Raw genomic sequence first — 21,610 nt, 5'->3', positions numbered from 1 at the left:
CGCAAAAACATTTGATTATAGGGGTGCGATATGTCTCAGAAATTCATGAAATTTATGGTATTGCTCATGATTAGCTTACTGTTAATTTCTTCACTTTTAGCAGGAGCGGCAGCCTTTTTATAAAGTGTTGATAAAAAAGCAGACAAGCAGGTGATTCGTTTTTTAACGAATGGCCTGTTTGTCTTTGGCCAGTTTTTCAAATGCATCGCTTGATGTCGTGATCCATACCTTTGTACCAACTGGAAGCTGATCAAATAGCCGTTCTACATCTTGATTATGAAGACGTACACAGCCTGCCGTAATAAATTTCCCTATCGATGTCTCATCACTTGTTCCATGAATGCCATAGGTTCTCCCGTCGGTTCCTAGCGCATCAAATCCAATCCACCTTCGGCCGAGTGGGTTATTCTTCGCACCGCCTTCAATATTTTTTCTTCTGTAATAAGGATCTTTCGCTTTGATCATAATCGTAAATTCACCTTCTGGCGTTAAATCAGCTGTTTTGCCAGTAGAAGCCGGGTAGACTTTTTGAATTTCCCCATGATCAATATACGCAAGCTCGTTCGTTTGTTTATTAATAATGACATACGGGTCTCCTGGAAGCGGGTTTTGCCCGAGCGGCCAGATGGGTGAAAGGGACATGGTCAGCACAGTATAAAATAAAAGACGCATAGGCTCCTCCTTTTTCATTAGATTGACCAATGAAGGAGGAACTCATGCGTCTTTATTCTTTCATCCCTTTAAAATAGCTTTTCAGCACCAAATATTGTTCCATTTCTCCGAGAAAATGAAAGAGTGCGGCTCTAGCCTCAAATTCTTCACGTGTTTGCGGAAGCGGCAGTGCATCAAACTCTTCTTTCATATCAATCAGGCGTCTTAAGAACTTATGCGCCGTGTTCCCTGGGTGAATATGTTCTCGTAAATCTCTAATATATTCTGCAATGATTTGCCCATGCTCCGTTGTAACAGATATGGACGTAATTTTCGGAAGCACCCGCTCAATGATTTCAAATTGCTTTTGTCTCATGTTGAAATAATGATAATACAGATTTTCATGTCTTAAGACATGATTTTCAACATCACGGTATGCAAGAGCTTTCGCTTCTTTAATCAATTGATGCGTCTCTGGTATTTCTTTTCCTGTCCAGTCTTGTTTTCCGGTCATTAAATATTGCTCGATTTCTTCAAAGATTTTCGCAAAATTCGCTTCAATTTGTTCACTGTATTGTTTCAGCTTTTTATCAACGCTAGGCATATACAGGTTCATAATGAGTGCGACCCCTACACCAATGGTGATAAGTAAAAGCTCATTCCAGATGAGATGAAGCGTAATGCCTCCAGACATATACAAATGAAGGATGATCACTGAACTTGTGACAATCCCTTCTTTAATCCGAAGCAAGACCGTTGTTGGAATAAAGACGAGCAGCATCAGTCCAATGACGAAAGGATGATACCCAATCAGATCAAAAAACAAATAAGAAAATAAGATGGCAAGACTGCATGCGGCAAAGCGGGCCCCAGATGCGAGGAGTGACCTTTTTTTCGTCACCTGAATACAAAGGATCGTAATAATGCCGGCAGCTGAATAGTTTTGCAGACCGAGCATTTGTGCAATGTAAATGGCTAGAGCTGTTCCTAATGCTGTTTTCAGCGTTCGGTAGCCGATTTTAAACATGATGTGATTCACTCTTTTCTGTCTACTTTTGTGAAATGATGAACTTTTTTTTACTTTCCCCATTATAATCAAAAAAAGAAGGAGATGTTAAGTCTCCCCCTCGTTTTTTTCATTATAATATTTTTTGCAAGAAATCTTGAGCACGCTGTGAAGACGGAGATTCAAAGAATTCTACAGGATTTGCATCCTCTACAATTTTCCCATCATCCATAAAGATCACACGGTCTGCCACTTCTTTTGCAAAGCCCATTTCATGTGTGACGATCATCAGCGTCATCCCAGATTGAGCGAGCTCTTTCATGACCTCTAATACTTCCTTTACCATTTCTGGATCAAGAGCAGACGTCGGCTCGTCAAAAAGCATGATGTCTGGTGTCATCGCAAGGGCACGTGCAATGGCGACACGTTGCTTTTGACCACCTGACAACCGATTCGGATAATCATCTTTTTTCTCTAAAAGTCCGACCTTTTTTAAAAGATCCTCTGCCTGCTTGATGCTGTCTTCCTTCGATTGGTTCTTTACATTCATTGGCGCATACGTAATATTTTCTAGCACTGTTTTGTGCGGGAATAAATGAAAATGTTGAAACACCATACCAATATTCTCGCGCACTTTTAGTGCATTTGTTTTTGGATTGGTAATTTCCGTCCCCTGAATCGTAATCACTCCAGAAGTCGGTTTTTCAAGTAAGTTAATACAGCGAAGAAATGTTGATTTTCCTGAACCAGACGGCCCGATGACAGCTACCACTTCGCCTTCTTTAATCGTGGTATCAATCCCTTTCAACACTTCATTTTTACCGAAAGATTTTGTGAGTTTCTCTATTTTAATCATTTGATTTTAACTTCCTTTCCACCGATTTGCCGACGAAGGTAAGAATAAGCACGATGACATAATAGATGAGACCCGCAAAAATAAGCGGTTCAAGATAGTTATAGGTGACGGCACCTGCTTGATAGGCTCGTCTCATGACATCGCCCAGTCCAATGACTGTGACAATCGCTGATTCTTTTGTCAGTGTAATCGTTTCGTTCACTAGTGCTGGGGAAATATTTTTGAATGCTTGCGGAAGCAATAAGTCCTTCATCATTTTAGCATACGGGATACCTAAAGCAACGGCTGCTTCTTTTTGCCCTTTATCAATGGCATTGATTCCCGCACGAATGATCTCAGAAACGTACGCCGCCGAGTTTAGTGAAAAGGCGGCTACAGCAGCCCAGTATTGATCAATTTGAAAGCCGAGCAGCTGGGGAAGACCAAAATAAATAATCAAAAGCTGAAGCACAAGCGGTGTGCCTCGGAAGATTGACGTATAAAAATCGGCAAGCCAGATAAGCGGCTTAAATACACTAATTTTACAGAGCGTTAATAAGATTCCTAAAATAAAACCAAGGAACAGTGATACCACAACAATAGAAAGCGTTACTTTAAGACCTTCTAAAATAAAGGGCATCTGAGGTATTACATCTTTAAAATCCATCATGATATTCTCCTTTTTTCCTTCAGATAAAATTAAAGAATAAACAGGAAAAAAGTTCAACACATGTTGAACTTTTCAGCGCTTTCTACTTGATTTTCATGAATGACGCTGATCCTTTTCCTGACTTACTTTTCATCAGCAAACCATTTTTTAATGAGTTTATCAAGTTCGCCATTATCCTTCATTTCTTTTAATGATTTATTGAATTTCGCTGTTAAGTCGCTATTTTTTTTGAATGCAATGGCTGAACCTTCGTTTGAGCTATTCAATCCAAATGCTTGGAAATCTTTTTCCTTTTTCAAGTAGCCAGCCGCTACTTTATCTTCAATAATGGCTGCATCAAAACGGCCTGCTTTAATTTCTTGAATGATATCAGAGATTTTATTACGATCTTCAACCGTTAAGTTATATTTCTTTTGCAATCCGTTTGCTTCATCTTGCTGGATAGAACCTAATTGAACGCCAACCGTTTTGTCTTTTAAATCTTTCTCTGTTTTTATACCGCTAGATTTTTTTGATACAACCAAGTTTTCAGCGTTGTAGTAAACATCTGAGAAATCAACTTGTTTTTTACGCTTTTCAGTAGGTGTCATGCCTGCAAGCACAATATCAGCTTTATTTGTTTTAAGAGCTGACACAAGGCTTGCAAAGTCCATATCTTGAATTTCTAGCTTGTAGCCGTTCTTTTTCGCTAGAGCTGTAGCAAGGTCGACATCAAAACCGATAATTTTATCACCGTCTTTTGATTCAAATGGCGGATAATCTGCTGAAGTCGCCATAATGAGTGTTTTGTCGTCTCCTGATGCGTTTGAATTATTAGAAGAAGTTCCGCATGCTGCTAATACAGCTGCAAGACCAGCTGTCATAAGTAATAATAACCACTTTTTCATATGATAATGCCTCCTAGTATTTACAATCATGAGTAGATTTGAATATTTATTCACTATAATGTATTTTAAACACTTTCTTTTTGATATGCAATAGTATTTTGCTAAAATTATTTTGATTCTTATGTCATATAAAACAAAAAAACAGACCGATCAAAAGACCGGACTGCCTCTAAATGATTCATTCAAAAGTAACATGTTACACTTCTTCGCAATACTCATCGAAAGCGGCTTGAAGTTTTGACACCACTTCCATCGGTTCATGTCCTTCGATTTCGTGACGTTCGACCATTTTAATGATTTTCCCGTCTTTTAATAGAGCAAATGATGGTGAAGATGGCGGGAAGCCTTCAAAGTATTCACGTGCTCTTGCGGTTGCTTCTTTGTCCTGTCCAGCAAACACTGTGAGCAATTGATCTGGACGCTTATCGTAATGAACAGAATAACCAGCCGCTGGTCTAGCAATACCGCCTGCACAGCCGCACACTGAATTCACCATGACAAGTGTCGTTCCTTTTTTCGTCAGCGCTTCATCGACTTCTTCAGCTGTTGTCAGTTCCGTATAACCTGCCTGTTTAATCTCTTCTCGTGCTTGTTTAACAATATCATTCATAAATAAATTAAAATCAATATTCATAACCGTCCACTCCTTCTACGTACCAAACCATTTTAACTACATCATATCAAGGAAAACGCCGGCGGGCAAATGTCTTGTTTCGCCCCCTTCACTTTTTTCAAACGTCGTTTATGACCTGTGGAATTGGGGAAAAGTGATAGTAAAGTGATGAAAGGGAGAACTGCGTGATGGCACAATTCAAAAAAGCGATACTCATTTATAACGGAAATGCTGGACAAAAAAACATGGAAAAAACACTAGGTCAAACAGTACCTCTTCTTTCTTTACATATTGATGAACTCATCCTTAAGCCTACAAAACAGCCGAATGATGCCTATCATTTCTGTCGTGAAATGGATGAGTCGGTTGAATTGCTGATTATACTTGGCGGAGACGGAACCGTCCATGAATGTATGAATGGAATTGGCGGTTTAGAAAAAAGGCCGACTGTAGCGATCTTACCTGGCGGGACGTGCAATGACTTTTCTAGAACGCTGGGCATCCCTCAGCAGATGCCAAAGGCCGCTCAAATGGTGATAGATGGCACTGAAAAAAAGGTCGATTTAATCAAAACAGAGGATCGATACCTTTTAAATTTTTGGGGGATTGGTCTCATCGCAGATACCTCAAACAATATTAATGATAAAGAAAAAGCTGTCCTCGGAAAAATCAGCTACTTCACGAGCGCTCTTCGAACCCTTCAGCAGACAGAACCTTTCTACGTACGCATTGAAACCGAAGAGGAAAACTGGGAAGAAGAAGCTGTGATTGTCCTTGTCATGAATGGGCACTTTATCGGTACAAATAAAATAGATCTGCCAAATGCTTCAATTGATGATGGAAAAGCCGAAATTTTAATTTGCAGAAATACGAGTTTCTCTGCTTTAAAAGAGATTTTTTCAATGAACCGCGAAGAGCTAGAGGATTTTAAAGGTGACCTGTCTCTTATACAAGCATCCCGCATTCATATTCATACTAAAGAGGAAATGGATGCAGATACAGATGGTGAAGTATACATGACCGCTCCTTCTTCCCTTGAAGTATTAAAACAGCATTTGACCTTTATCGTTCCGGCAGAATAAAGAAAACGCCTGCATCATTTCGATGCGGGCGTTTTTTTGATATAACGTCTGTATAAATATTCAAGTGCATACCCTAGCAGTGTACCTATCAGAAGGGAAATGCCTAATAAACTATTGGCGACTCCTTTAAATCCTCCTATCATCAACAAGCAATAGGCGATTTGAATGATTGAAACGATCGATATGATGAGCAGTAAGCGTTCAGGATGATTGCGTGATTTGGAAATATACCGAAGAAAAGCGAACGCAATGGCTGTGATAAACATCAGACCGATCGTAAGAAAAGCAAAAAAATCTAGTCCAGACATCTCATCGCTCCTTTCTGATTGATATGGAAATCCCCCTCTCATTGTGAGAAGGGGACATATAAATGAGCTTAATAGACGGACGTCTCTTCGTCAATGCCTTCAAGAATTTGTTTGATTCTTTGCAGGAATCTACCGCATACAAGACCATCGAGTACTCTATGATCTAATGAAAGACAAAGATTCACCATATCTCTTGCGGCAATCATTCCATTTACAATCATCGGGCGCTTTACAATAGATTCTACTTGTAAAATGGCTGCTTGCGGATAGTTAATAATCCCCATTGATTGAACCGAACCAAATGATCCTGTGTTGTTCACAGTAAAAGTGCCGCCTTCCATGTCACTTTGCTTCAGTTTGCCTTGTCTGACCTTGAAAGCAAGTTCATGAATTTCTTTGGCGATTCCCTTAATCGTTTTCTCATCCGCATCTTTAATCACTGGGACAAAAAGAGCGTCATCTGTCGCAACAGCAATGGAGACATTGATCGCTTTCTTTTGAACAATTTTATCACCAGCCCACATGCTGTTCATTTCAGGGAATTCCTTTAAGGCCTGAGCCACTGCTTTGACAAAGAATGCAAAGAACGTCAAATTAAAGCCTTCTTTTGCTTTGAATTGATCTTTTAGCTGATTTCTTCTTGTCACAAGGTTTGTCACATCCACTTCCATCATCGTCCAGGCATGTGGAATTTCATGCTTGCTTCTTAGCATGTTTGCGGCAATCGCCTGTCTAATCGGCGTGACCGGCAGTTCAACATCTCCAGGCATTGAAGAGATGGAAGGAGCCGCTTTTGCTTGTGACGGCTTTGCAGGTTCTGTTTGACCCGTACCTTCACTCACAGGTGCTGCCGTTTCTTTTACGCCTCCACTTTCGATAAGCTTCAGCAAATCTTTTCTTGTGATTCTGCCGCCAGCTCCCGTTCCTTGAACAGTCGCTAAATCAATTCCGTGCTCATCTGCTAAACGCAGGACTGCCGGAGAGTATCGTTTCTTTTGACTCTGATCCACATTTGTTTGGTCAGGTGCTGGTGCTTCATCTTGCGCAGGCGCCTCTTCTATTTTCGCACTCTGCTGCGCACTGCCTTCTACTTCAATTTCACAAAACACTTCTCCTACTTGAAGTGTATCACCTTCTGCAGCCGCTAGTTTAGTGATTGTTCCTGTAAAGGATGACGGAACCTCTGCATTTACTTTATCTGTCATGACTTCCGCAATCGGATCGTATTTATTCACATGATCACCAGGTGAAACGAGCCATTTGCTAATGGTTCCTTCTGTTACACTTTCACCAAGCTGAGGCATTTTCATTTGTTCAGTTGCCACTTTGAAACCCTCCTCTTTCTTAAAACGCCGCTAGTTCTCTCATTTCAGCTTCTACCTTATCCGGATTAACCATGAAGAATTTCTCCATTGTCGGTGCATAAGGCATTGCAGGGATATCAGGTCCTGCTAGACGTTTAATAGGCGCATCTAAATCAAACAAGCAGTGCTCTGAAATGATGGCAGCTACTTCACTCATGATGCTTCCTTCTTTTGTATCTTCTGTTAACAAGAGTACTTTCCCTGTTTTTGATGCCGCTTCAATAATCGCTTCTTGATCAAGCGGGTACACTGTACGTAAATCGAGAATATGAGCAGAAATTCCGTCCTTCGCAAGGCGCTCTGCTGCTTGGAGGGCAAAATGAACACAAAGGCCATATGTAATGACCGTAATGTCATCGCCTTCTCGTTTCACATCCGCTTTTCCAATAGGAAGCGTATAATCCTCTTCAGGCACTTCTCCTTTAATGAGACGGTATGCACGTTTGTGTTCAAAGAACAATACAGGATCTGGATCACGCACTGCGGCTTTTAACAACCCTTTGACATCATAAGGTGTAGAAGGCATCACAATCTTTAAGCCTGGCTGATTGGCAAAAATGGCTTCGACCGATTGTGAATGATAAAGCGCCCCGTGTACGCCGCCCCCGTAAGGAGCACGAATGACCATTGGGCAGCTCCAATCATTATTGGAACGATATCTAATTTTTGCAGCCTCTGAAATGATTTGGTTGATGGCTGGCATAATAAAATCCGCAAATTGCATCTCCGCGATCGGACGCATTCCATACATAGCAGCCCCAATACCTACACCTGCAATCGCTGATTCGGCAAGAGGCGTATCCATGACGCGTGCTTCTCCAAATTGCTCGTAAAGACCCGCTGTTGCTTTAAATACGCCGCCTTTTTTCCCGACATCCTCTCCGAGCACAAACACTTTCGGATCTCGCTCCATTTCTTCTTTCATCGCTAGTGTAATAGCGTCTATATATGACATAACAGGCATTTTTCTTCCCCCTTACTCCGCATACACGTAACGAAGTGCGCTTTCTGCATCGGCATAAGCTGCATTTTCCGCTTCATCAGTGGCTTCGTTTACGATTTGCATGATTTCTTTGGTCATGTCTTCTTTCATTTCAGAACTCATGACATTTCCTTCGATTAAGTACGTTTCATATTGAATGAGCGGATCTTTCTTTCTTGCTTCGAGCACTTCTTCCTTTTCTCGATAGCTAGAATCATCGTCATCACTTGAATGCGCAGTTAACCGGTAAGAAATGGTTTCGATCAATGTTGGTCCTTCGCCTCTTGCCGCACGGTCTCTCGCTTCTTTGACCGCTGCATACACTTCAAGCGGATCATTTCCATCAACCGTCACACCAGGCATTCCGTACCCTATTGCACGATCTGAAATACGCTCACATGCCACTTGTTTGTCATACGGGACAGAAATCGCATACTTATTGTTTTCACACATGAAAATAACAGGCAGCTTATGCACCGCAGCAAAGTTGGCGCCTTCGTGGAAGTCTCCTTGGTTTGAAGAACCTTCACCGAACGTAACAAAGCTAACAAAATTCTTTTGCTCTAGACGCCCGGCAAGTGCGATGCCAACCGCATGAGGAACCTGTGTTGTCACAGGTGATGATCCAGTCACAATTCGGTTTGATCTTTGCCCAAAATGACCTGGCATCTGTCTCCCGCCTGAGTTTGGATCGTCTTTTTTCGCAAAACCAGACATCATCAAATCTTTCGCCGTCATCCCAAATGCAAGGACAACCCCCATATCACGGTAATAAGGTAAAACGTAATCCTCTTCCCTATTGAGGGCAAAAGCGGCACCGACTTGCTGCGCTTCCTGTCCTTGACAAGAGATGACGAATGGAATTTTTCCAGAACGGTTTAAAAGCCACATCCGTTCATCAATTTTTCTTGCTAAAAGCATGGTTCTATATATGTCAATCGCTTGTTCATCTGATAATCCTAATTCCTGATGACGCATGTTACTCATCATGTTTCCCTCCTTGATTAAAAATGGATCGCCTTTCCGTCAACAGCCAGTGCTGCCTCGCCAATTGCTTCTGACAAGGTTGGGTGCGGGTGGATCGTCTGCCCCACTTCCCACGGAGTTGCATCTAATACTTTGGCTAATCCAGCTTCAGATATCATATCTGTTACATGAGGACCAATCATATGAATCCCTAAGATATCATCTGTCTTTTGGTCAGCAATGATTTTGACAAATCCATCAGACTCTCCAAATACAAGCGCTTTTCCGATGGCCATGAAGGGAAACTTCCCAATCTTGACTTCGTAGCCTTGCTCTTTTGCCGCCTGTTCAGTCAGTCCAACACTAGCGGTTTCTGGGTGAGAGTACACACATTTAGACACGAGCGTTTCATCAAGCGGCTTTGGATCTTGACCAGCCATATGTTCTACTGCAATCATGCCTTCATGTGATGCGACATGCGCCAGCTGAAGACCGCCAATGACATCACCTATTGCGTAAATATGCGACTCTTTCGTTTGATAATGCTCATTCACGACAATGCCTTGCTTTTCTGTCTGAATGTCCGTGTTTTCAAGTCCTATGCCTTCCACGTTTGGCACTCGGCCAACTGAAAGAAGCAGTTTCTCTGCTTCAAACGACTGAGTGTCTCCACCTTGTTCCACTTGGATCTTGACCAAATTCTCATGCTTTTCGGCAGTATCTGGCAGAACCTTCGCATTTGTCACTAAGGTAATCCCTTTCTTCGTCAAAAGCTTTTCCATTTCTTTAGAAATATCTTGATCCTCTGTTGGCAAAATGCGATCTGCAAATTCGATCACTGTGACTTTTACGCCAAAATCATTGAGCATAGAAGCCCATTCGATTCCAATCACGCCTCCGCCGACAATCAGCATGGACTGAGGGAGTTCTTGCAGTTCAAGTGCTTCGTCTGATGTAAGGATGTGTGTTCCATCTGCTTCAAGTCCGGGTAGGACGCGCGGTCTTGATCCAGTCGCAATGATGACTTGCTTAGGAATCAGCATTTCATTTTCATCACCATTCGCCATTTCTACCGAGATGGTGCCTGGCATTGGCGAAAAAATCGAAGGGCCTAGGATACGGCCTATTCCTTCGTATACATCAATTTTTCCTTGTTTCATTAAGTGTTTGACGCCGCCTGCTAATTTGTCGACAATCTCTGTTTTTCTTTTTTGTACGCTTGCAAATTGTAAGGCAATTCCGCTTGCTTCAATGCCAAAATCAGCGGCACGTTTGACCGTTTGATAGACTTCTGCACTTCTAAGCAGCGCTTTAGATGGAATACAGCCTTTATGAAGACATGTTCCACCGAGCTTTGATTTTTCTACGACTGCTGTTTTCAATCCAAGTTGAGAGGCACGAATGGCCGCTACATAGCCGCCTGTGCCTCCACCAAGAATGACGAGGTCATATTCAGTTGCCATGACTTGTCACTCCTTTCTCCGCCTTTTGATCATTTGGGTATTCTTTTGGTGATTCTTCTTCTTTTAAAATGCGAAGCGCCCCTTCTGCTAAGGATTGCAATTCATTTTCGCCTGGGTACACAACAACATCTGAAATCCAGTCAATGTATCCTCTAATGCTTGACGTAATTTGTTTGCTGTAGGCAAGGCCGCCTGTTAACACAATGACGTCTACAGCTCCTTTTAAGACCGCACTAGCCGCACCGATTTCTTTGGCGATTTGATAGCACATCGCTTCATAAATAAGCGCCGCACGCTCATCGCCTGTTTCAATCATTCGCTCTACTTTTACTGCATCTGTCGTACCAAGATAGCCTGCAAGACCGCCTTCGCCAATAATGCGTTTGAGCATTTCCTCTTGCGAATATTCACCAGAAAAGCATAAATTAACAAGGTCACCTGTTGGAAGAGTACCTGCCCGCTCTGGGCTGAAAGGACCCTCGCCATGAAGACCGTTATTCACATCAATGACTTTTCCTTTTTGATGTACACCAATCGTAATTCCGCCGCCCATATGGGTAATGATCATGTTCAAATCTTCATAACGTTTTCCAAACGAAGCAGCCGTTTTTCTTGCGACTGCTTTTTGATTTAACGCATGAAAAATGCTTTTCCGCTCAATTGTTGGCAGTCCTGAAATACGAGCAATCGGCTGTAGTTCATCTACGACTACGGGATCAACAATAAAAGCTGGGATGTTAAGACCAAGTGCAATTTCTCGGGCAATGATTCCGCCTAGATTAGAGGCGTGCTGGCCAGCATACCCTTCTTTTAGATCTTCAACCATTTGCTCATTTACTTCATATGTGCCACCTTCAATCGGACGAAGAAGACCACCGCGTGCGCAAACTGCATCAAACTTTGAGATGTTCATCCCCTGTTCATGCAGTGTTTTCAAAATGGTTTCTTTACGAAATGAAAATTGATCAATGATATGAGGAAACTGCTTGATTTCCTCATCTGTATGTCTTAATGTCGTTTCAAAAATAGATCGTTCATTATGAAACACACCGATTTTTGTTGAAGTAGAGCCAGGATTAATAGTGAGTATACGCCATTCTTTTGTCAGCAAAAACAAAACCTCCGTTTCAACTCATTCATCCATTTAGCGACGACTTAAAATATGTTGACCATTTTGCAGGAATTGGCTTCTTGATTTGCGCATTCTTTCAATCCGCTCTTCAGCCAATCGGTCTGCCGCTTTATAAGTTGGAATGGCATCACGGTTAGAGATTTCAATCACTCGCTCAATGTTTTGGTAAATGCCTTCTACTTTTTTCATTGCACGATCGGCATTATAGCCATAAAGCTCATCTGCAACGTTAATCACACCGCCTGCATTGATCACATAATCCGGTGCGTACACAATGCCCATTTCATGAATAAGATCTCCATGATGTGTTTCTCTCAGCTGGTTATTCGCTGCACCTGCAATGACTTTTGCCTTTAATTTAGGAATCGTCACATCGTTAATGGTTGCACCGAGTGCACATGGTGCGTAAATATCACATTCTTGATCATAAATATCATCAGGGTCTACCGCTTTTGCACCGAAGTCTTCTACAGCTCGCTGAACTGAGTCTTTGTTGATATCAGTAACGATAAGCTGTGCGCCTTCTTCATGCAGGTGTTTACATAGGTTGTAAGCCACGTTTCCAACACCTTGAACGGCAATTGTTTTTCCTTCTAATGAATCTGTACCGAATGCTGCTTTTGCAGCTGCTTTCATGCCTTTATATACACCGTAAGCAGTCACTGGAGATGGGTTTCCTGAAGAACCAAATGCAGGAGAGATGCCTGTGACAAAGTCTGTTTCTTCATGGATAAGATCCATATCTTCTACCGTTGTACCGACATCTTCAGCAGTGATATAACGGCCATTTAATCCTTGAATGTAACGGCCAAAAGCACGGAACATTTCTTCATTTTTTTCTTTTCTCGGATCACCAATGATGACCGTTTTACCGCCGCCAAGGTTAAGCCCTGCCGCCGCATTTTTATAAGTCATACCTCTTGCAAGACGCAAGGCATCTTCGATAGCTGCTTCTTCATTTTCATATGTCCACATTCTTGTTCCGCCGAGTGCTGGCCCAAGTGTTGTATCATGAATGGCAATGATGGCTTTTAAACCAGACTGTTCATCCTGACAAAATACAAGCTGTTCATAATCGTATCGTTCCATATATTTAAAAAGTTCCATTTTCTATTCCTCCTAATACTTTCGCTTAATTAGATGTACAGATGGCAAGTGCAATTGAATAGAGCTTGCTTTCAGCTGAATCAGACCGGCTTGTTAAAGCAATCGGTGCTTTCGCTCCTGCCACCACAGCTCCCACTTTTGCATGAGCAAAGTAGATGAGAGATTTATAAAGAATGTTGCCTGCTTCAATGGTTGGCACAAGCAAAATATCTGCATGACCAGCCACATCACTCGTAATATTTTTATGAGAAGCTGCCGTTTGAGAAATGGCATTATCTAAAGCAAGCGGCCCATCAATCAGGCAGCCAGAAATTTGACCTCTTCGATTCATTTGCGCAAGACTTGCAGCTGTGAGCGTCGAATCCATCGCTGGGTTTACGACTTCTACCGCTGATAATACCGCCACTTTGGGCATATCATTTCCGACAGCTTGCGCGACTTGAACGGAATTCACCGTAATTTCTTTCAGCATATTTAAATCAGGCGCAATGTTCATCGCAGAGTCCGTCACATAGATAAAACGGTCAAAGCCCGGTACTTCGAAGGCTGCAACATGTGAAAGGACACTCGCTGTCCGAAGACCATATTCTTTATTTAGGACAGCTTTTAACAGTACGGCTGTCGGGACATGACCCTTCATGAGAATATCTGCATGATTTTCACTTACTGCCTGAACGGCAATTTTTGCAGATTCTTCTGGTGAATCTGAATGAATAATATCTATCCAGTCTTCATTGATCTCATGCTGTTTGACTAGCTCCTTTAGGTTGCGTTTGTTTCCAACCAGCAGGAAGCGAGCGACTTTTCGTTCGATTGCCATTTTGATGGCATGAAGCACTTCTTCGTCTTCTGCATGAGCCACAGCCGCTGTTTTATTCTGCAGCTGCGAGGCTTTGATAATCAGATCGTCAAGCTTCATACTTGCCCACCTTTCCTTGTGCTCGGTTCCTCTTTTTATATGCAAGTTCCGTGCCAGCTTGAAATGTGTGAAAAATAAGCCTTTTTGCAAAGAAATTATGCAATTTCTTGCAGGTTACGTGCATGTTACTGCATGCTATCTTTTGCAAGCTGATACTTATCCATTTTATAGTAAAGATTTCGAATGCTGATCCCTAACGTTTTCGCTGTTTTTGTGCGATTGAATTGATGTTTTTCAAGGGTTTGTTTGATCAACTGCGCTTCAAATGCTTCTACAGCATCCGAGAGCGTCTCCCCCTCAAATTGACTAACAGCCAGTTCCTGCTGCTCTTTTTCCTCATGCTCGTCTGACTCCATGAAGGCGATATGCGCTTCATCGATCCATTCTTCTTGCGGATTCAAAAAGATCATCGCTCGTCCAAGCACATTTTCAAGCTCTCTCACGTTGCCTGGCCAGCTATATGATCGAAGTCTATTAAGCGCACGATCTGTTAAGCCGCTGACGTTTCGCCCATAGTCTAAATTGATCTTCTGGATGAGGCGTTTACTTAATGATTCAATATCTTCGAGACGCTGTCTGAGCGGTGGGATCGATATCGGGTATCTGTTCATTCGATAATATAAATCCTCTCTGAACTTTCCTTCTGCCATCGCCTTTTCAATATTGACATTTGTCGCTGTGATCACACGCACATCAACCGGTATCGCTTTCGTTCCGCCTACCCGAACAATTTCTTTTTCCTGCATGACACGCAGCAATTTCGCTTGGGTACTTGGCGTCATTTCACCGATTTCATCTAAAAAGATACTGCCGTGATTGGCTTCTTCAAACAGCCCTTTTTTCCCGCCACGCCTTGCACCAGAAAACGCTCCTTCCTCGTAGCCAAACAGTTCTGACTCTAAAAGAGTTTCTGATAAGGCAGCACAGTTGACACGGACAAAGCGGTTGTACTTGCGATCACTTTCATTGTGAATGGCATGCGCAAACAGCTCTTTCCCAGTACCTGATTCTCCGCGGAGTAAAATGGTTGCCGGCGTTTTTGCACCCAGCTTTGCCTGCTCAAGTGCGACAAGCATTTGTTCACTTTCTCCAATAATGTCTTCAAATGTGTACTTTGCTTCAAGTGTTCGAATGAGCTGTCTTGCTTTATTTAATTCATTCGTCAATGATTGAATTTCGGATACATCGTGAATGACCCCGACACTGCCTTTTAGAATGCCGTCCACAATAACAGGTGCTACATTGACGATGACATCTTTTTTATTTGGACCAACCTTCATTCTGACGCCTCGAACTGGTCTTCTTGTTTCAAGCACCTTTAAGTGCATGCTTTCCCCTTCGGAAATATCAGCGCCTGCCGGTTTCCCCACGACCTCTTTATCCGTTAAACCGGTCATTTTCGTATAAGCACGGTTGATCAAAATACCTTTTCCCTGCTCATCGACAACCGATATGGCTTCATCTGATGATTGAATAATGGCCTCAAGCATCGTTCTTACTTCTTTGAGGTTCGTTACTTCCTCCGCAAGCTCCACCGCATCTGTAATGTCTTTAAAGATGGATAAAGCACCTAACATTCTCCCCGCGTCATCAATAATCGGCAGACGGGTGGTCACAATTTGAATTTGCTGATTCAAAAATTGCTTTTGGTTAAATTCTGGCTCCCTTGACCTTAATATATCGGGAAGTTTCGTGTTCGGAATCACTTCTCGAATGTGACGGCCAATCGCATCCTTTTGCGAACACCCCACCATTTTGGCAGCCGATCGATTAAACAGGACCACTTCTTCATCCATATTAATAAAAATCATGCCATCATTCGTTGCATTAAAAATGCGGTCATGTTTATAGGTTTGTTCCTTCAATATTTGAATAAGCTGTTGTTTCTCTGCCATTAATTCTGAAATGACGTATGCCATCGAGCTAGGCACAATCACAGCATGCTCTGGTTTTTGTTCAATTAGTTCCTTCAGTACAGCAGAACTGCCTGTGGTTTCAATGATGATATCAATGTCATCTTTTATGTATTCTTTCCAATCCGTCGTCGTCTCAATTCCATTCTTTTTCGCTTCATCCATCCCCGGTGCCTCGAGATCAAGGTCGGCGATCGCAATGATTTGAACCGTATTTGTTTTCAGCAATGTTTCAAGCAGTGCTGATCCACCTTGTCCTGCACCGACAATCAAGACTCTCTGCATCCCGTTACCCCTTTATATGAAAAATTTTGCACACCATATTTTTCCGTTGCAAAAAATTGCACAACACCTATATTACCACGTTTTCCTTTCTTGACAAAATATTTTTTGAATTAGACAATGGAAGTAAATGACGTTTAAGGGGACATTTGATGGGGAGAATACTGGCATTAGTGATTATTTTAATACCTGGAGCCTTTGCAGCACTTGGCATTAAGCTGCTGCGTGACACTGTTTTCGGCATCATCATTGCACCATTTCCATATTTATGGCTGCAAGGAATTGCAGGGTTGTTATTTTTAGGGGGAGGTCTTTACGTTGTTGCAGGATTTATTTTATATAGGGACCGTAAACGAAATAAAGTAACAACTCGTTTTAAGCAAAGGTAATCATGAAAAAGACCCGCTGTTGATAGCAGGTCTTTATTTCATTTCTTCTCTTATTTTGACGGCTCGATCAGGAAAATCAGTAAAGATTCCATCAACACCCAATCTCAACATATTTTTTATTTGCTTCTCACTGTTTACAGTAAACGGTCTAATCACTTGTTGGTCCGCATGGAGAGCGGCTACTACTTCTTTTATCACCCCAGCGCCCTTTATATTCGGATGGTAGCCCTTAGCCGGGATTGTTTTTAAATACATGTCCGGCTGATGAATCACATCCATCGTGAGGACTGCCAGTTCAATGTGCGGCATCAGCTTGTGAAAAAGAGCTAAACTGCCGTGATGAAATGATGAGACAAGTACTCGTTCCTCTATTTGAAAGTGCTCAATTTGCTCTTTTACTTTTTCTTCAATCCCTGGATATCGATAAATAGAGTTTTTTAATTCGATGTTGATCATAAAGGATGGTCTCTGCGTCACTAGCTCTAATACTTCTTCTAATAGAGGAATGGAGACCGCACCCGTTTCTTCATAGAAAGAATGACTCGCATCTCCTCTTTTTAACTCTTCATATGTATAGTCTTTCACTAACCCTTTCATATTGGTCGTTCGGTTCAGCTTTTCATCGTGAATGACAGCTAGTCTGCCGTCTTTGGTGAGCTGAACATCAAGCTCAATCCCATCCGCTCCAGAATGGAGTGCGTGCTCAAAGGCAATCATGGTGTTCTCTGGATAGTTTCCTTTAAAGCCTCTATGTGCAAAAATTTTCGTCATATGCCACCTCTAAATATGATGATTACCTATATTATGACGTGTCTGTTTTCGTTTTGCCAGTTTGAGCACATAAAAAAACCTCTTCTAATAAGAGAGAAGAGGTTGACAGGTAAATTCGATCACGTAATCGCTCTGATGGCTTGCTCTGTCGTCTCTGCGTCAAGAGCAAAAAGGGAAGAAACAACTGCGACTGCTGTAACGATTGTTACACCTAACAACAACTTTTTCATAAGATAACCTCCACTTTCTTTTGAAGTATTTGCGCATCGAATTTCTTTTCAAGAAAACGAATGGCATTTTGATAATCATTTCGTTCCTTGAAGTATTTCGATATTTGTTCAGACAAATCCTCAAGCTCCACATATAATCTATTTTTTTCTATGTAGTCTAATTTTTCAGAGAATACGTCTGCTGCTCCACTATTTTCGCACATCAAATCCAAAATTTCAAATTTTACTATATATTCATTATTTTGGATATCGCAGCTATATTGAATCCCCTCTTTAATATATTCTTTCGCCTCATGATCTCCTAAATGAACTAAGGCATTTGCGAGAACATATAAAGATTGGATGAAATAATGGCTATTGTCGCGATGAATTTGAATGCTCATCCCTTTTTTGGCGTATTGCGCACTTTTTTCATAATCATGTTTTGCGTAATAAAGAACCGCTAAATTGTGATAGCACTTCCCAATCAGCACTTCATTGTTAATGCGCTTACTTTTCTCAAGTGCCTCTTGGTACTTTTCCTCAGCTTCATCAAACTGTAGTAAATCGATACAGTTGCTCGCATGTAAGATCAAGCTGTCAATCGCCTGTGCGGTATATTCTTCATGCGCTTTAAACGTATCAATGGCTTTTTTAATATGATTAATGGAAATGAAATTTTGCTTCAGTTCGTAATAAATGGAAGCGACTTTATGATGAAAAGTTCCGACTTCAAGATCTTCATTCACACGTTTTAGCCGCTGCTCAGCAATCTTATAAAAACTAATCGCCTCATCATATTTTTTGACATAGGCAGCATATTGGCCTTTATAAAAGTAAAAATAAAAATTAATAATGTCATCTGCTTTTTCATCCAGCGTTCCGACACTTTTCATAATCTGATTGGCTTTTTCAATATTTCCAAGTAACATTTCATGTCTGCCGTCGACTAGCTGATAATAAAGAAGAACTTCTCGATCCTCATCTGTATTTTTTAGCAAATTCTGAATTTTCTCTTTATAGACAGCAGATTTTTCTAGGTCATTCTGAGAAATGACCCTCGTCCACTTGCTAATTTCGTTCGCAACCTCAGCAGAGTGGATTTTCAGCTTTCCCATAACCTCACCCTCTTCTTTTCATTATTATAGCATAGTAAAAGAATGTGAAAATTATTAAATTCGACAATGGGAATATTCAGTTCAAATGGCACAATCTCTAAGAAGCCAGTGACTTTAAAACGCCAACCAATCAGGTCAATAGAAATAGAACTTTCGATCTCATTTACTTTATTTACTAATTACATAAGACCTTTTCCTCTCATCCTTTTTCTTACGAATGAGCGTTTTCTTCTTCTATAAGCCAATTGATTAGCGTAGCTGATTACCACTATTTTATGTCCTATTCATTTCTTTCATGCTTTATTTTTCATTTTATTCTGAAAATAAAGCGACCCGTTTGTCCAATTTAAACATTAAAGATGATTTTATCAACATATCCATTTTTTAGCAATATTTTACAAAAATAAAAAAACGCCTCATTGAAGAAACGTTTTTTTATGGAAGGTGACTTAGCTTGCTCTATGCTCTAAACGCAGACGATCAGCCACCATGGCAATAAATTCGGAATTGGTCGGTTTGGCTTTTGACATGCTGACTGTGTAGCCAAAGAGTGACGAAATGGAGTCAATATTCCCTCTGCTCCAAGCCACTTCAATGGCATGACGAATCGCTCGTTCTACCCTGCTGGCTGTCGTGTTAAATTTCTTTGCAATGTCTGGGTACAATACTTTTGTAATACTGCCGAGTAGTTCTATATCATTGTACACCATTGAAATGGCTTCTCTTAAGTATAAATAACCTTTAATATGAGCTGGCACGCCAATCTCATGAATAATCGTCGTAATGCTCGCATCTAAGTTCTTACGTTTCGATTCAGGTTTGCTGCGAAGGACACTGTTTTGGATAGATGAAGATCGATGGCTGACTTGTGTGCCGTTTCCACTGACTTGACGAATATGACCTACGAGGTTTTCCATATCGAATGGTTTCAAAATGAAGTAGGATGCGCCCAAATCGACTGCTTTTTTCGTTACGTCTTCTTGTCCGAAAGCCGTCAGCATAATGACACTTGGCTGTTTGGTCATTTCATTGTTTTCACGGAGGCGTTCCAGTACAGCAAGACCATCTAAATGAGGCATGATAATATCTAAGTGGAGAACGTCGGGCTCTTTATCTTTAAATAATGTCAGACATTCCTGACCATTATACGCCACGCCAAGTACTTCCATATCTTCCTGTCCCTCAATATACTCTGTCAAAAGGCCAACAAGTTCTCGATTGTCATCAGCTACACACACTTTAATTTTCTCCACGTTCTTTCCTCCCCAATGTCGATTCCTTAGTCTTTTGCATTTCTCTTCTGAGTGTTCAATTCGACAAAACCATGCTATCCCCTTTAAAAAAGTTTAATTTTCCGAATAATAGAGCATTATCTAGCTTTTTCTACGTTTTTCTTAATGAATCGACGATTATTGCAATTTGACAACACACTGTTTTCCATTTTGTCGAAAAATCTCTTTTCCCTTATTTTATAACATGATGGAAGAGAAAGAAAGGGTAGAAAAAAACTGCCGGAAGATTCGCGGCAGTTTTCATCAGCTTGCTTTTTTGTTTTTTTGATAAAGGTCAATTCCTGCTTCTGACAGCATCCATTCAATGTGTACGCCGTATCCGCTTGTCGGGTCATTGACGAACACGTGAGTGACCGCTCCAATGACTTTGCCATTTTGGATGATCGGACTACCGCTCATTCCTTGAACGATCCCGCCCGTTTTGCTTAATAAGCGTTCATCTGTTACTTTAAGCACCATTCCTTTTGTTGCCGGGAATTTTTGTGGTGTTGTGCTGACGATTTTAATATCAAATTTCTCTACTTTATCATGGTCCACAACCGTTAATATTTCGGCTGGACCTTCTTTTACTTCATTTGATAATGCGACTGGAAGTGGTTTGTCTGCTACATGATTTTCAAGTTTTTCGGTTAACGTACCAAATATACCGAATGGACTGTTACGTGAAATATCACCTATCGTTTTTCTTTCGGAAGAAAACCTGGCCAATTTTTCTCCAGGGTTGCCTCCTGTCCCTTTTTCAATGGATGTGACAGTTGATCTGACAATTTCACCATTGTCGACCACGATTGGTTTTTTTGTATCCATGTCAGAAATCACATGCCCAAGGGCGCCATATTTTTTAGAAGATGGTTCAAAGAAGGTCATCGTCCCGATTCCTGCTGCGGAATCACGAATATAAAGACCGATTCGATAAGTACCTTCACTTGCATCTTTCGCGGGTGTTAATGTCGTTTGAAAGGTTTTATGGTCTCTTTTTATGAGTAAATGAAGGGTTTCCCCCGTTTTTCCGGCTTTCTGAATAAATGGGGTGAGGTCATTCATCTTCTCCATTTTCTGACCATTGATCTCAATGATCATATCCCCTGATTGAATGCCTGCGGCTTCACCTGGTGATTTTTTGCCGTCTGCTGTTGTGATTTGATGAAAACCGACAACGAGAACTCCGACAGAGTGGAGTTTGACGCCAATGGATTGTCCTCCAGGAATGACTTTTAATTCGGGAAGAACATCGACTTTTGTTTTCTTAATAGGAAATCCTTTAAAATCATAAACAATTTCGGCTTTTCCCGCCTTTTGTCCCGTTACTTCAAGTTGATTCTTTTTCTCTGAAAGACTAAAGGCTGGTGAAGAAGCATTGGCTGACGCTTCAATGGATGTATCAATCGAATGCTTCTCGTGTTCAAATACTGCGACAGTTGTTGGAATGCTGATATATTCCTTCACTATGCTCATAAACCCTGTACTTATTAAAGAAACAAGGAGAATCACACCAATGGCTTTTCTCATCTTTTCGGGCATTCATTTTTCACTCTCCTCGCTCCTTACCCACACCAGAACATTAATGTTTTGGCTACATCTTTACTTTTGCCTTCTTAGCGAGGATTTATAACCGGCACCTTTAGAAAATGATTGGATAAATTGATAAAAG

General features: G+C 41.3%; 22 protein-coding genes. 3 read left to right on the top strand and 19 right to left on the bottom strand.

What is annotated here, in order from left to right:
- Positions 1–30: 30 nt before the first annotated feature.
- Positions 31–123: a stressosome-associated protein Prli42 gene (gene prli42, locus ACTJJQ_RS05530; RefSeq protein ID WP_017357951.1), complete on the top strand. Its 93-nt coding sequence runs from the start codon at positions 31–33 to the stop codon at positions 121–123.
- A 39-nt stretch (positions 124–162) separates the two neighbouring features.
- Here the strand turns inward: prli42 and ACTJJQ_RS05525 are convergent, their stop codons facing one another.
- The 6 genes from ACTJJQ_RS05525 to ACTJJQ_RS05500 form a co-directional block, all read right to left on the bottom strand.
- On the bottom strand, positions 163–672 hold the full coding sequence (locus ACTJJQ_RS05525) for a L,D-transpeptidase (RefSeq protein WP_440600010.1): 510 nt from the start codon (positions 670–672) through the stop codon (positions 163–165).
- Positions 673–724: 52 nt separating this feature from the next.
- On the bottom strand, positions 725–1,678 hold the full coding sequence (locus tag ACTJJQ_RS05520; protein ID WP_007501130.1) for an aromatic acid exporter family protein: 954 nt from the start codon (positions 1,676–1,678) through the stop codon (positions 725–727).
- Between the two features lie 112 nt (positions 1,679–1,790).
- The gene (locus ACTJJQ_RS05515; RefSeq protein WP_008342240.1) at positions 1,791–2,513 is read right to left on the bottom strand and encodes an amino acid ABC transporter ATP-binding protein; all 723 of its coding nucleotides are present in this window, start codon (positions 2,511–2,513) and stop codon (positions 1,791–1,793) included.
- A complete protein-coding gene (locus tag ACTJJQ_RS05510) occupies positions 2,506–3,159 on the bottom strand; it encodes an amino acid ABC transporter permease (RefSeq protein WP_008342239.1) in 654 nt (217 codons plus the stop codon). The genes ACTJJQ_RS05515 and ACTJJQ_RS05510 overlap by 8 nt, the downstream gene beginning before the upstream one ends.
- A gap of 125 nt (positions 3,160–3,284) precedes the next feature.
- The gene (locus ACTJJQ_RS05505; RefSeq protein WP_440600009.1) at positions 3,285–4,049 is read right to left on the bottom strand and encodes a transporter substrate-binding domain-containing protein; all 765 of its coding nucleotides are present in this window, start codon (positions 4,047–4,049) and stop codon (positions 3,285–3,287) included.
- A gap of 196 nt (positions 4,050–4,245) precedes the next feature.
- Entirely contained in the window at positions 4,246–4,683 is a 438-nt protein-coding gene (locus ACTJJQ_RS05500) for a BrxA/BrxB family bacilliredoxin (protein ID WP_007501138.1), read from the bottom strand.
- A gap of 167 nt (positions 4,684–4,850) precedes the next feature.
- Between ACTJJQ_RS05500 and ACTJJQ_RS05495 the strand changes: the two genes are divergently transcribed.
- Positions 4,851–5,744, top strand: coding sequence for a YegS/Rv2252/BmrU family lipid kinase (locus ACTJJQ_RS05495; RefSeq protein WP_440600008.1), 894 nt, complete (start codon positions 4,851–4,853; stop codon positions 5,742–5,744).
- A gap of 14 nt (positions 5,745–5,758) precedes the next feature.
- On the opposite strand, the gene ACTJJQ_RS05490 is transcribed toward ACTJJQ_RS05495, so the two are convergent.
- From ACTJJQ_RS05490 to ACTJJQ_RS05450, 9 genes are all read right to left on the bottom strand, one after another.
- Positions 5,759–6,052: a YesK family protein gene (locus ACTJJQ_RS05490; RefSeq protein ID WP_008342236.1), complete on the bottom strand. Its 294-nt coding sequence runs from the start codon at positions 6,050–6,052 to the stop codon at positions 5,759–5,761.
- 68 nt (positions 6,053–6,120) lie between these two features.
- The gene (locus ACTJJQ_RS05485; RefSeq protein WP_440600007.1) at positions 6,121–7,377 is read right to left on the bottom strand and encodes a dihydrolipoamide acetyltransferase family protein; all 1,257 of its coding nucleotides are present in this window, start codon (positions 7,375–7,377) and stop codon (positions 6,121–6,123) included.
- Positions 7,378–7,396: 19 nt separating this feature from the next.
- A complete protein-coding gene (locus ACTJJQ_RS05480) occupies positions 7,397–8,380 on the bottom strand; it encodes an alpha-ketoacid dehydrogenase subunit beta (RefSeq protein ID WP_007501148.1) in 984 nt (327 codons plus the stop codon).
- A 12-nt stretch (positions 8,381–8,392) separates the two neighbouring features.
- A complete protein-coding gene (locus ACTJJQ_RS05475; protein ID WP_039955993.1) occupies positions 8,393–9,385 on the bottom strand; it encodes a thiamine pyrophosphate-dependent dehydrogenase E1 component subunit alpha in 993 nt (330 codons plus the stop codon).
- Between the two features lie 17 nt (positions 9,386–9,402).
- On the bottom strand, positions 9,403–10,827 hold the full coding sequence (gene lpdA / locus ACTJJQ_RS05470; RefSeq protein WP_440600006.1) for a dihydrolipoyl dehydrogenase: 1,425 nt from the start codon (positions 10,825–10,827) through the stop codon (positions 9,403–9,405).
- A complete protein-coding gene (gene buk, locus ACTJJQ_RS05465) occupies positions 10,817–11,938 on the bottom strand; it encodes a butyrate kinase (RefSeq protein WP_440600005.1) in 1,122 nt (373 codons plus the stop codon). Before buk ends, lpdA begins: the two co-directional genes overlap by 11 nt.
- 33 nt (positions 11,939–11,971) lie before the next feature.
- On the bottom strand, positions 11,972–13,066 hold the full coding sequence (gene bcd, locus ACTJJQ_RS05460) for a branched-chain amino acid dehydrogenase (protein WP_024718888.1): 1,095 nt from the start codon (positions 13,064–13,066) through the stop codon (positions 11,972–11,974).
- A 25-nt stretch (positions 13,067–13,091) separates the two neighbouring features.
- Entirely contained in the window at positions 13,092–13,985 is an 894-nt protein-coding gene (gene yqiS, locus ACTJJQ_RS05455; protein ID WP_008342231.1) for a phosphate butyryltransferase, read from the bottom strand.
- 125 nt (positions 13,986–14,110) lie between these two features.
- Positions 14,111–16,183 (bottom strand): sigma-54 interaction domain-containing protein, encoded by a 2,073-nt coding sequence (locus ACTJJQ_RS05450; protein WP_041506974.1) that lies wholly within the window; start codon positions 16,181–16,183, stop codon positions 14,111–14,113.
- 149 nt (positions 16,184–16,332) lie between these two features.
- On the opposite strand from ACTJJQ_RS05450, the gene ACTJJQ_RS05445 reads away from it, so the two are divergent.
- Positions 16,333–16,569 (top strand): DUF2627 domain-containing protein, encoded by a 237-nt coding sequence (locus ACTJJQ_RS05445; protein ID WP_017357960.1) that lies wholly within the window; start codon positions 16,333–16,335, stop codon positions 16,567–16,569.
- Between the two features lie 33 nt (positions 16,570–16,602).
- Here ACTJJQ_RS05445 and ACTJJQ_RS05440 read toward each other — a convergent pair whose 3' ends face one another.
- The 4 genes from ACTJJQ_RS05440 to spoIVB all read right to left on the bottom strand — a co-directional run bounded on the left by ACTJJQ_RS05440 (position 16,603) and on the right by spoIVB (position 21,480).
- A complete protein-coding gene (locus tag ACTJJQ_RS05440; RefSeq protein WP_440600004.1) occupies positions 16,603–17,340 on the bottom strand; it encodes a glycerophosphodiester phosphodiesterase in 738 nt (245 codons plus the stop codon).
- Positions 17,341–17,566: 226 nt separating this feature from the next.
- Positions 17,567–18,667 carry a Rap family tetratricopeptide repeat protein gene (locus ACTJJQ_RS05435; protein ID WP_007501159.1) on the bottom strand — a complete coding sequence of 367 codons (1,101 nt, stop codon included), beginning with the start codon at positions 18,665–18,667 and terminating at the stop codon, positions 17,567–17,569.
- 449 nt (positions 18,668–19,116) lie between these two features.
- Positions 19,117–19,920: a sporulation transcription factor Spo0A gene (gene spo0A, locus ACTJJQ_RS05430; protein ID WP_440600003.1), complete on the bottom strand. Its 804-nt coding sequence runs from the start codon at positions 19,918–19,920 to the stop codon at positions 19,117–19,119.
- Positions 19,921–20,202: 282 nt separating this feature from the next.
- On the bottom strand, positions 20,203–21,480 hold the full coding sequence (gene spoIVB / locus ACTJJQ_RS05425) for a SpoIVB peptidase (RefSeq protein ID WP_007501161.1): 1,278 nt from the start codon (positions 21,478–21,480) through the stop codon (positions 20,203–20,205).
- Positions 21,481–21,610: the final 130 nt, after the last annotated feature.

The organism is Bacillus sp. 22483 (genome assembly GCF_052044605.1).
GTDB lineage: Bacteria > Bacillota > Bacilli > Bacillales > Bacillaceae > Bacillus > Bacillus altitudinis.
Note: the sequence above shows the minus strand (reverse complement) of the source record. Positions and strands in the feature narration are given on the sequence as shown.

Bases quoted from the DNA above. Each gene is read 5' to 3' on its own strand.
- prli42 (WP_017357951.1), top strand. From the start codon at position 31: ATGTCTCAGAAATTCATGAAATTTATGGTATTGCTCATGATTAGCTTA.
- ACTJJQ_RS05525 (WP_440600010.1), bottom strand. From the start codon at position 672: ATGCGTCTTTTATTTTATACTGTGCTGACCATGTCCCTTTCACCCATC.
- ACTJJQ_RS05520 (WP_007501130.1), bottom strand. From the start codon at position 1,678: ATGTTTAAAATCGGCTACCGAACGCTGAAAACAGCATTAGGAACAGCT.
- ACTJJQ_RS05515 (WP_008342240.1), bottom strand. From the start codon at position 2,513: ATGATTAAAATAGAGAAACTCACAAAATCTTTCGGTAAAAATGAAGTG.
- ACTJJQ_RS05510 (WP_008342239.1), bottom strand. From the start codon at position 3,159: ATGGATTTTAAAGATGTAATACCTCAGATGCCCTTTATTTTAGAAGGT.
- ACTJJQ_RS05505 (WP_440600009.1), bottom strand. From the start codon at position 4,049: ATGAAAAAGTGGTTATTATTACTTATGACAGCTGGTCTTGCAGCTGTA.
- ACTJJQ_RS05500 (WP_007501138.1), bottom strand. From the start codon at position 4,683: ATGAATATTGATTTTAATTTATTTATGAATGATATTGTTAAACAAGCA.
- ACTJJQ_RS05495 (WP_440600008.1), top strand. From the start codon at position 4,851: ATGGCACAATTCAAAAAAGCGATACTCATTTATAACGGAAATGCTGGA.
- ACTJJQ_RS05490 (WP_008342236.1), bottom strand. From the start codon at position 6,052: ATGTCTGGACTAGATTTTTTTGCTTTTCTTACGATCGGTCTGATGTTT.
- ACTJJQ_RS05480 (WP_007501148.1), bottom strand. From the start codon at position 8,380: ATGCCTGTTATGTCATATATAGACGCTATTACACTAGCGATGAAAGAA.
- ACTJJQ_RS05475 (WP_039955993.1), bottom strand. From the start codon at position 9,385: ATGAGTAACATGCGTCATCAGGAATTAGGATTATCAGATGAACAAGCG.
- lpdA (WP_440600006.1), bottom strand. From the start codon at position 10,827: ATGGCAACTGAATATGACCTCGTCATTCTTGGTGGAGGCACAGGCGGC.
- bcd (WP_024718888.1), bottom strand. From the start codon at position 13,066: ATGGAACTTTTTAAATATATGGAACGATACGATTATGAACAGCTTGTA.
- yqiS (WP_008342231.1), bottom strand. From the start codon at position 13,985: ATGAAGCTTGACGATCTGATTATCAAAGCCTCGCAGCTGCAGAATAAA.
- ACTJJQ_RS05450 (WP_041506974.1), bottom strand. From the start codon at position 16,183: ATGCAGAGAGTCTTGATTGTCGGTGCAGGACAAGGTGGATCAGCACTG.
- ACTJJQ_RS05445 (WP_017357960.1), top strand. From the start codon at position 16,333: ATGGGGAGAATACTGGCATTAGTGATTATTTTAATACCTGGAGCCTTT.
- ACTJJQ_RS05440 (WP_440600004.1), bottom strand. From the start codon at position 17,340: ATGACGAAAATTTTTGCACATAGAGGCTTTAAAGGAAACTATCCAGAG.
- ACTJJQ_RS05435 (WP_007501159.1), bottom strand. From the start codon at position 18,667: ATGGGAAAGCTGAAAATCCACTCTGCTGAGGTTGCGAACGAAATTAGC.
- spoIVB (WP_007501161.1), bottom strand. From the start codon at position 21,480: ATGCCCGAAAAGATGAGAAAAGCCATTGGTGTGATTCTCCTTGTTTCT.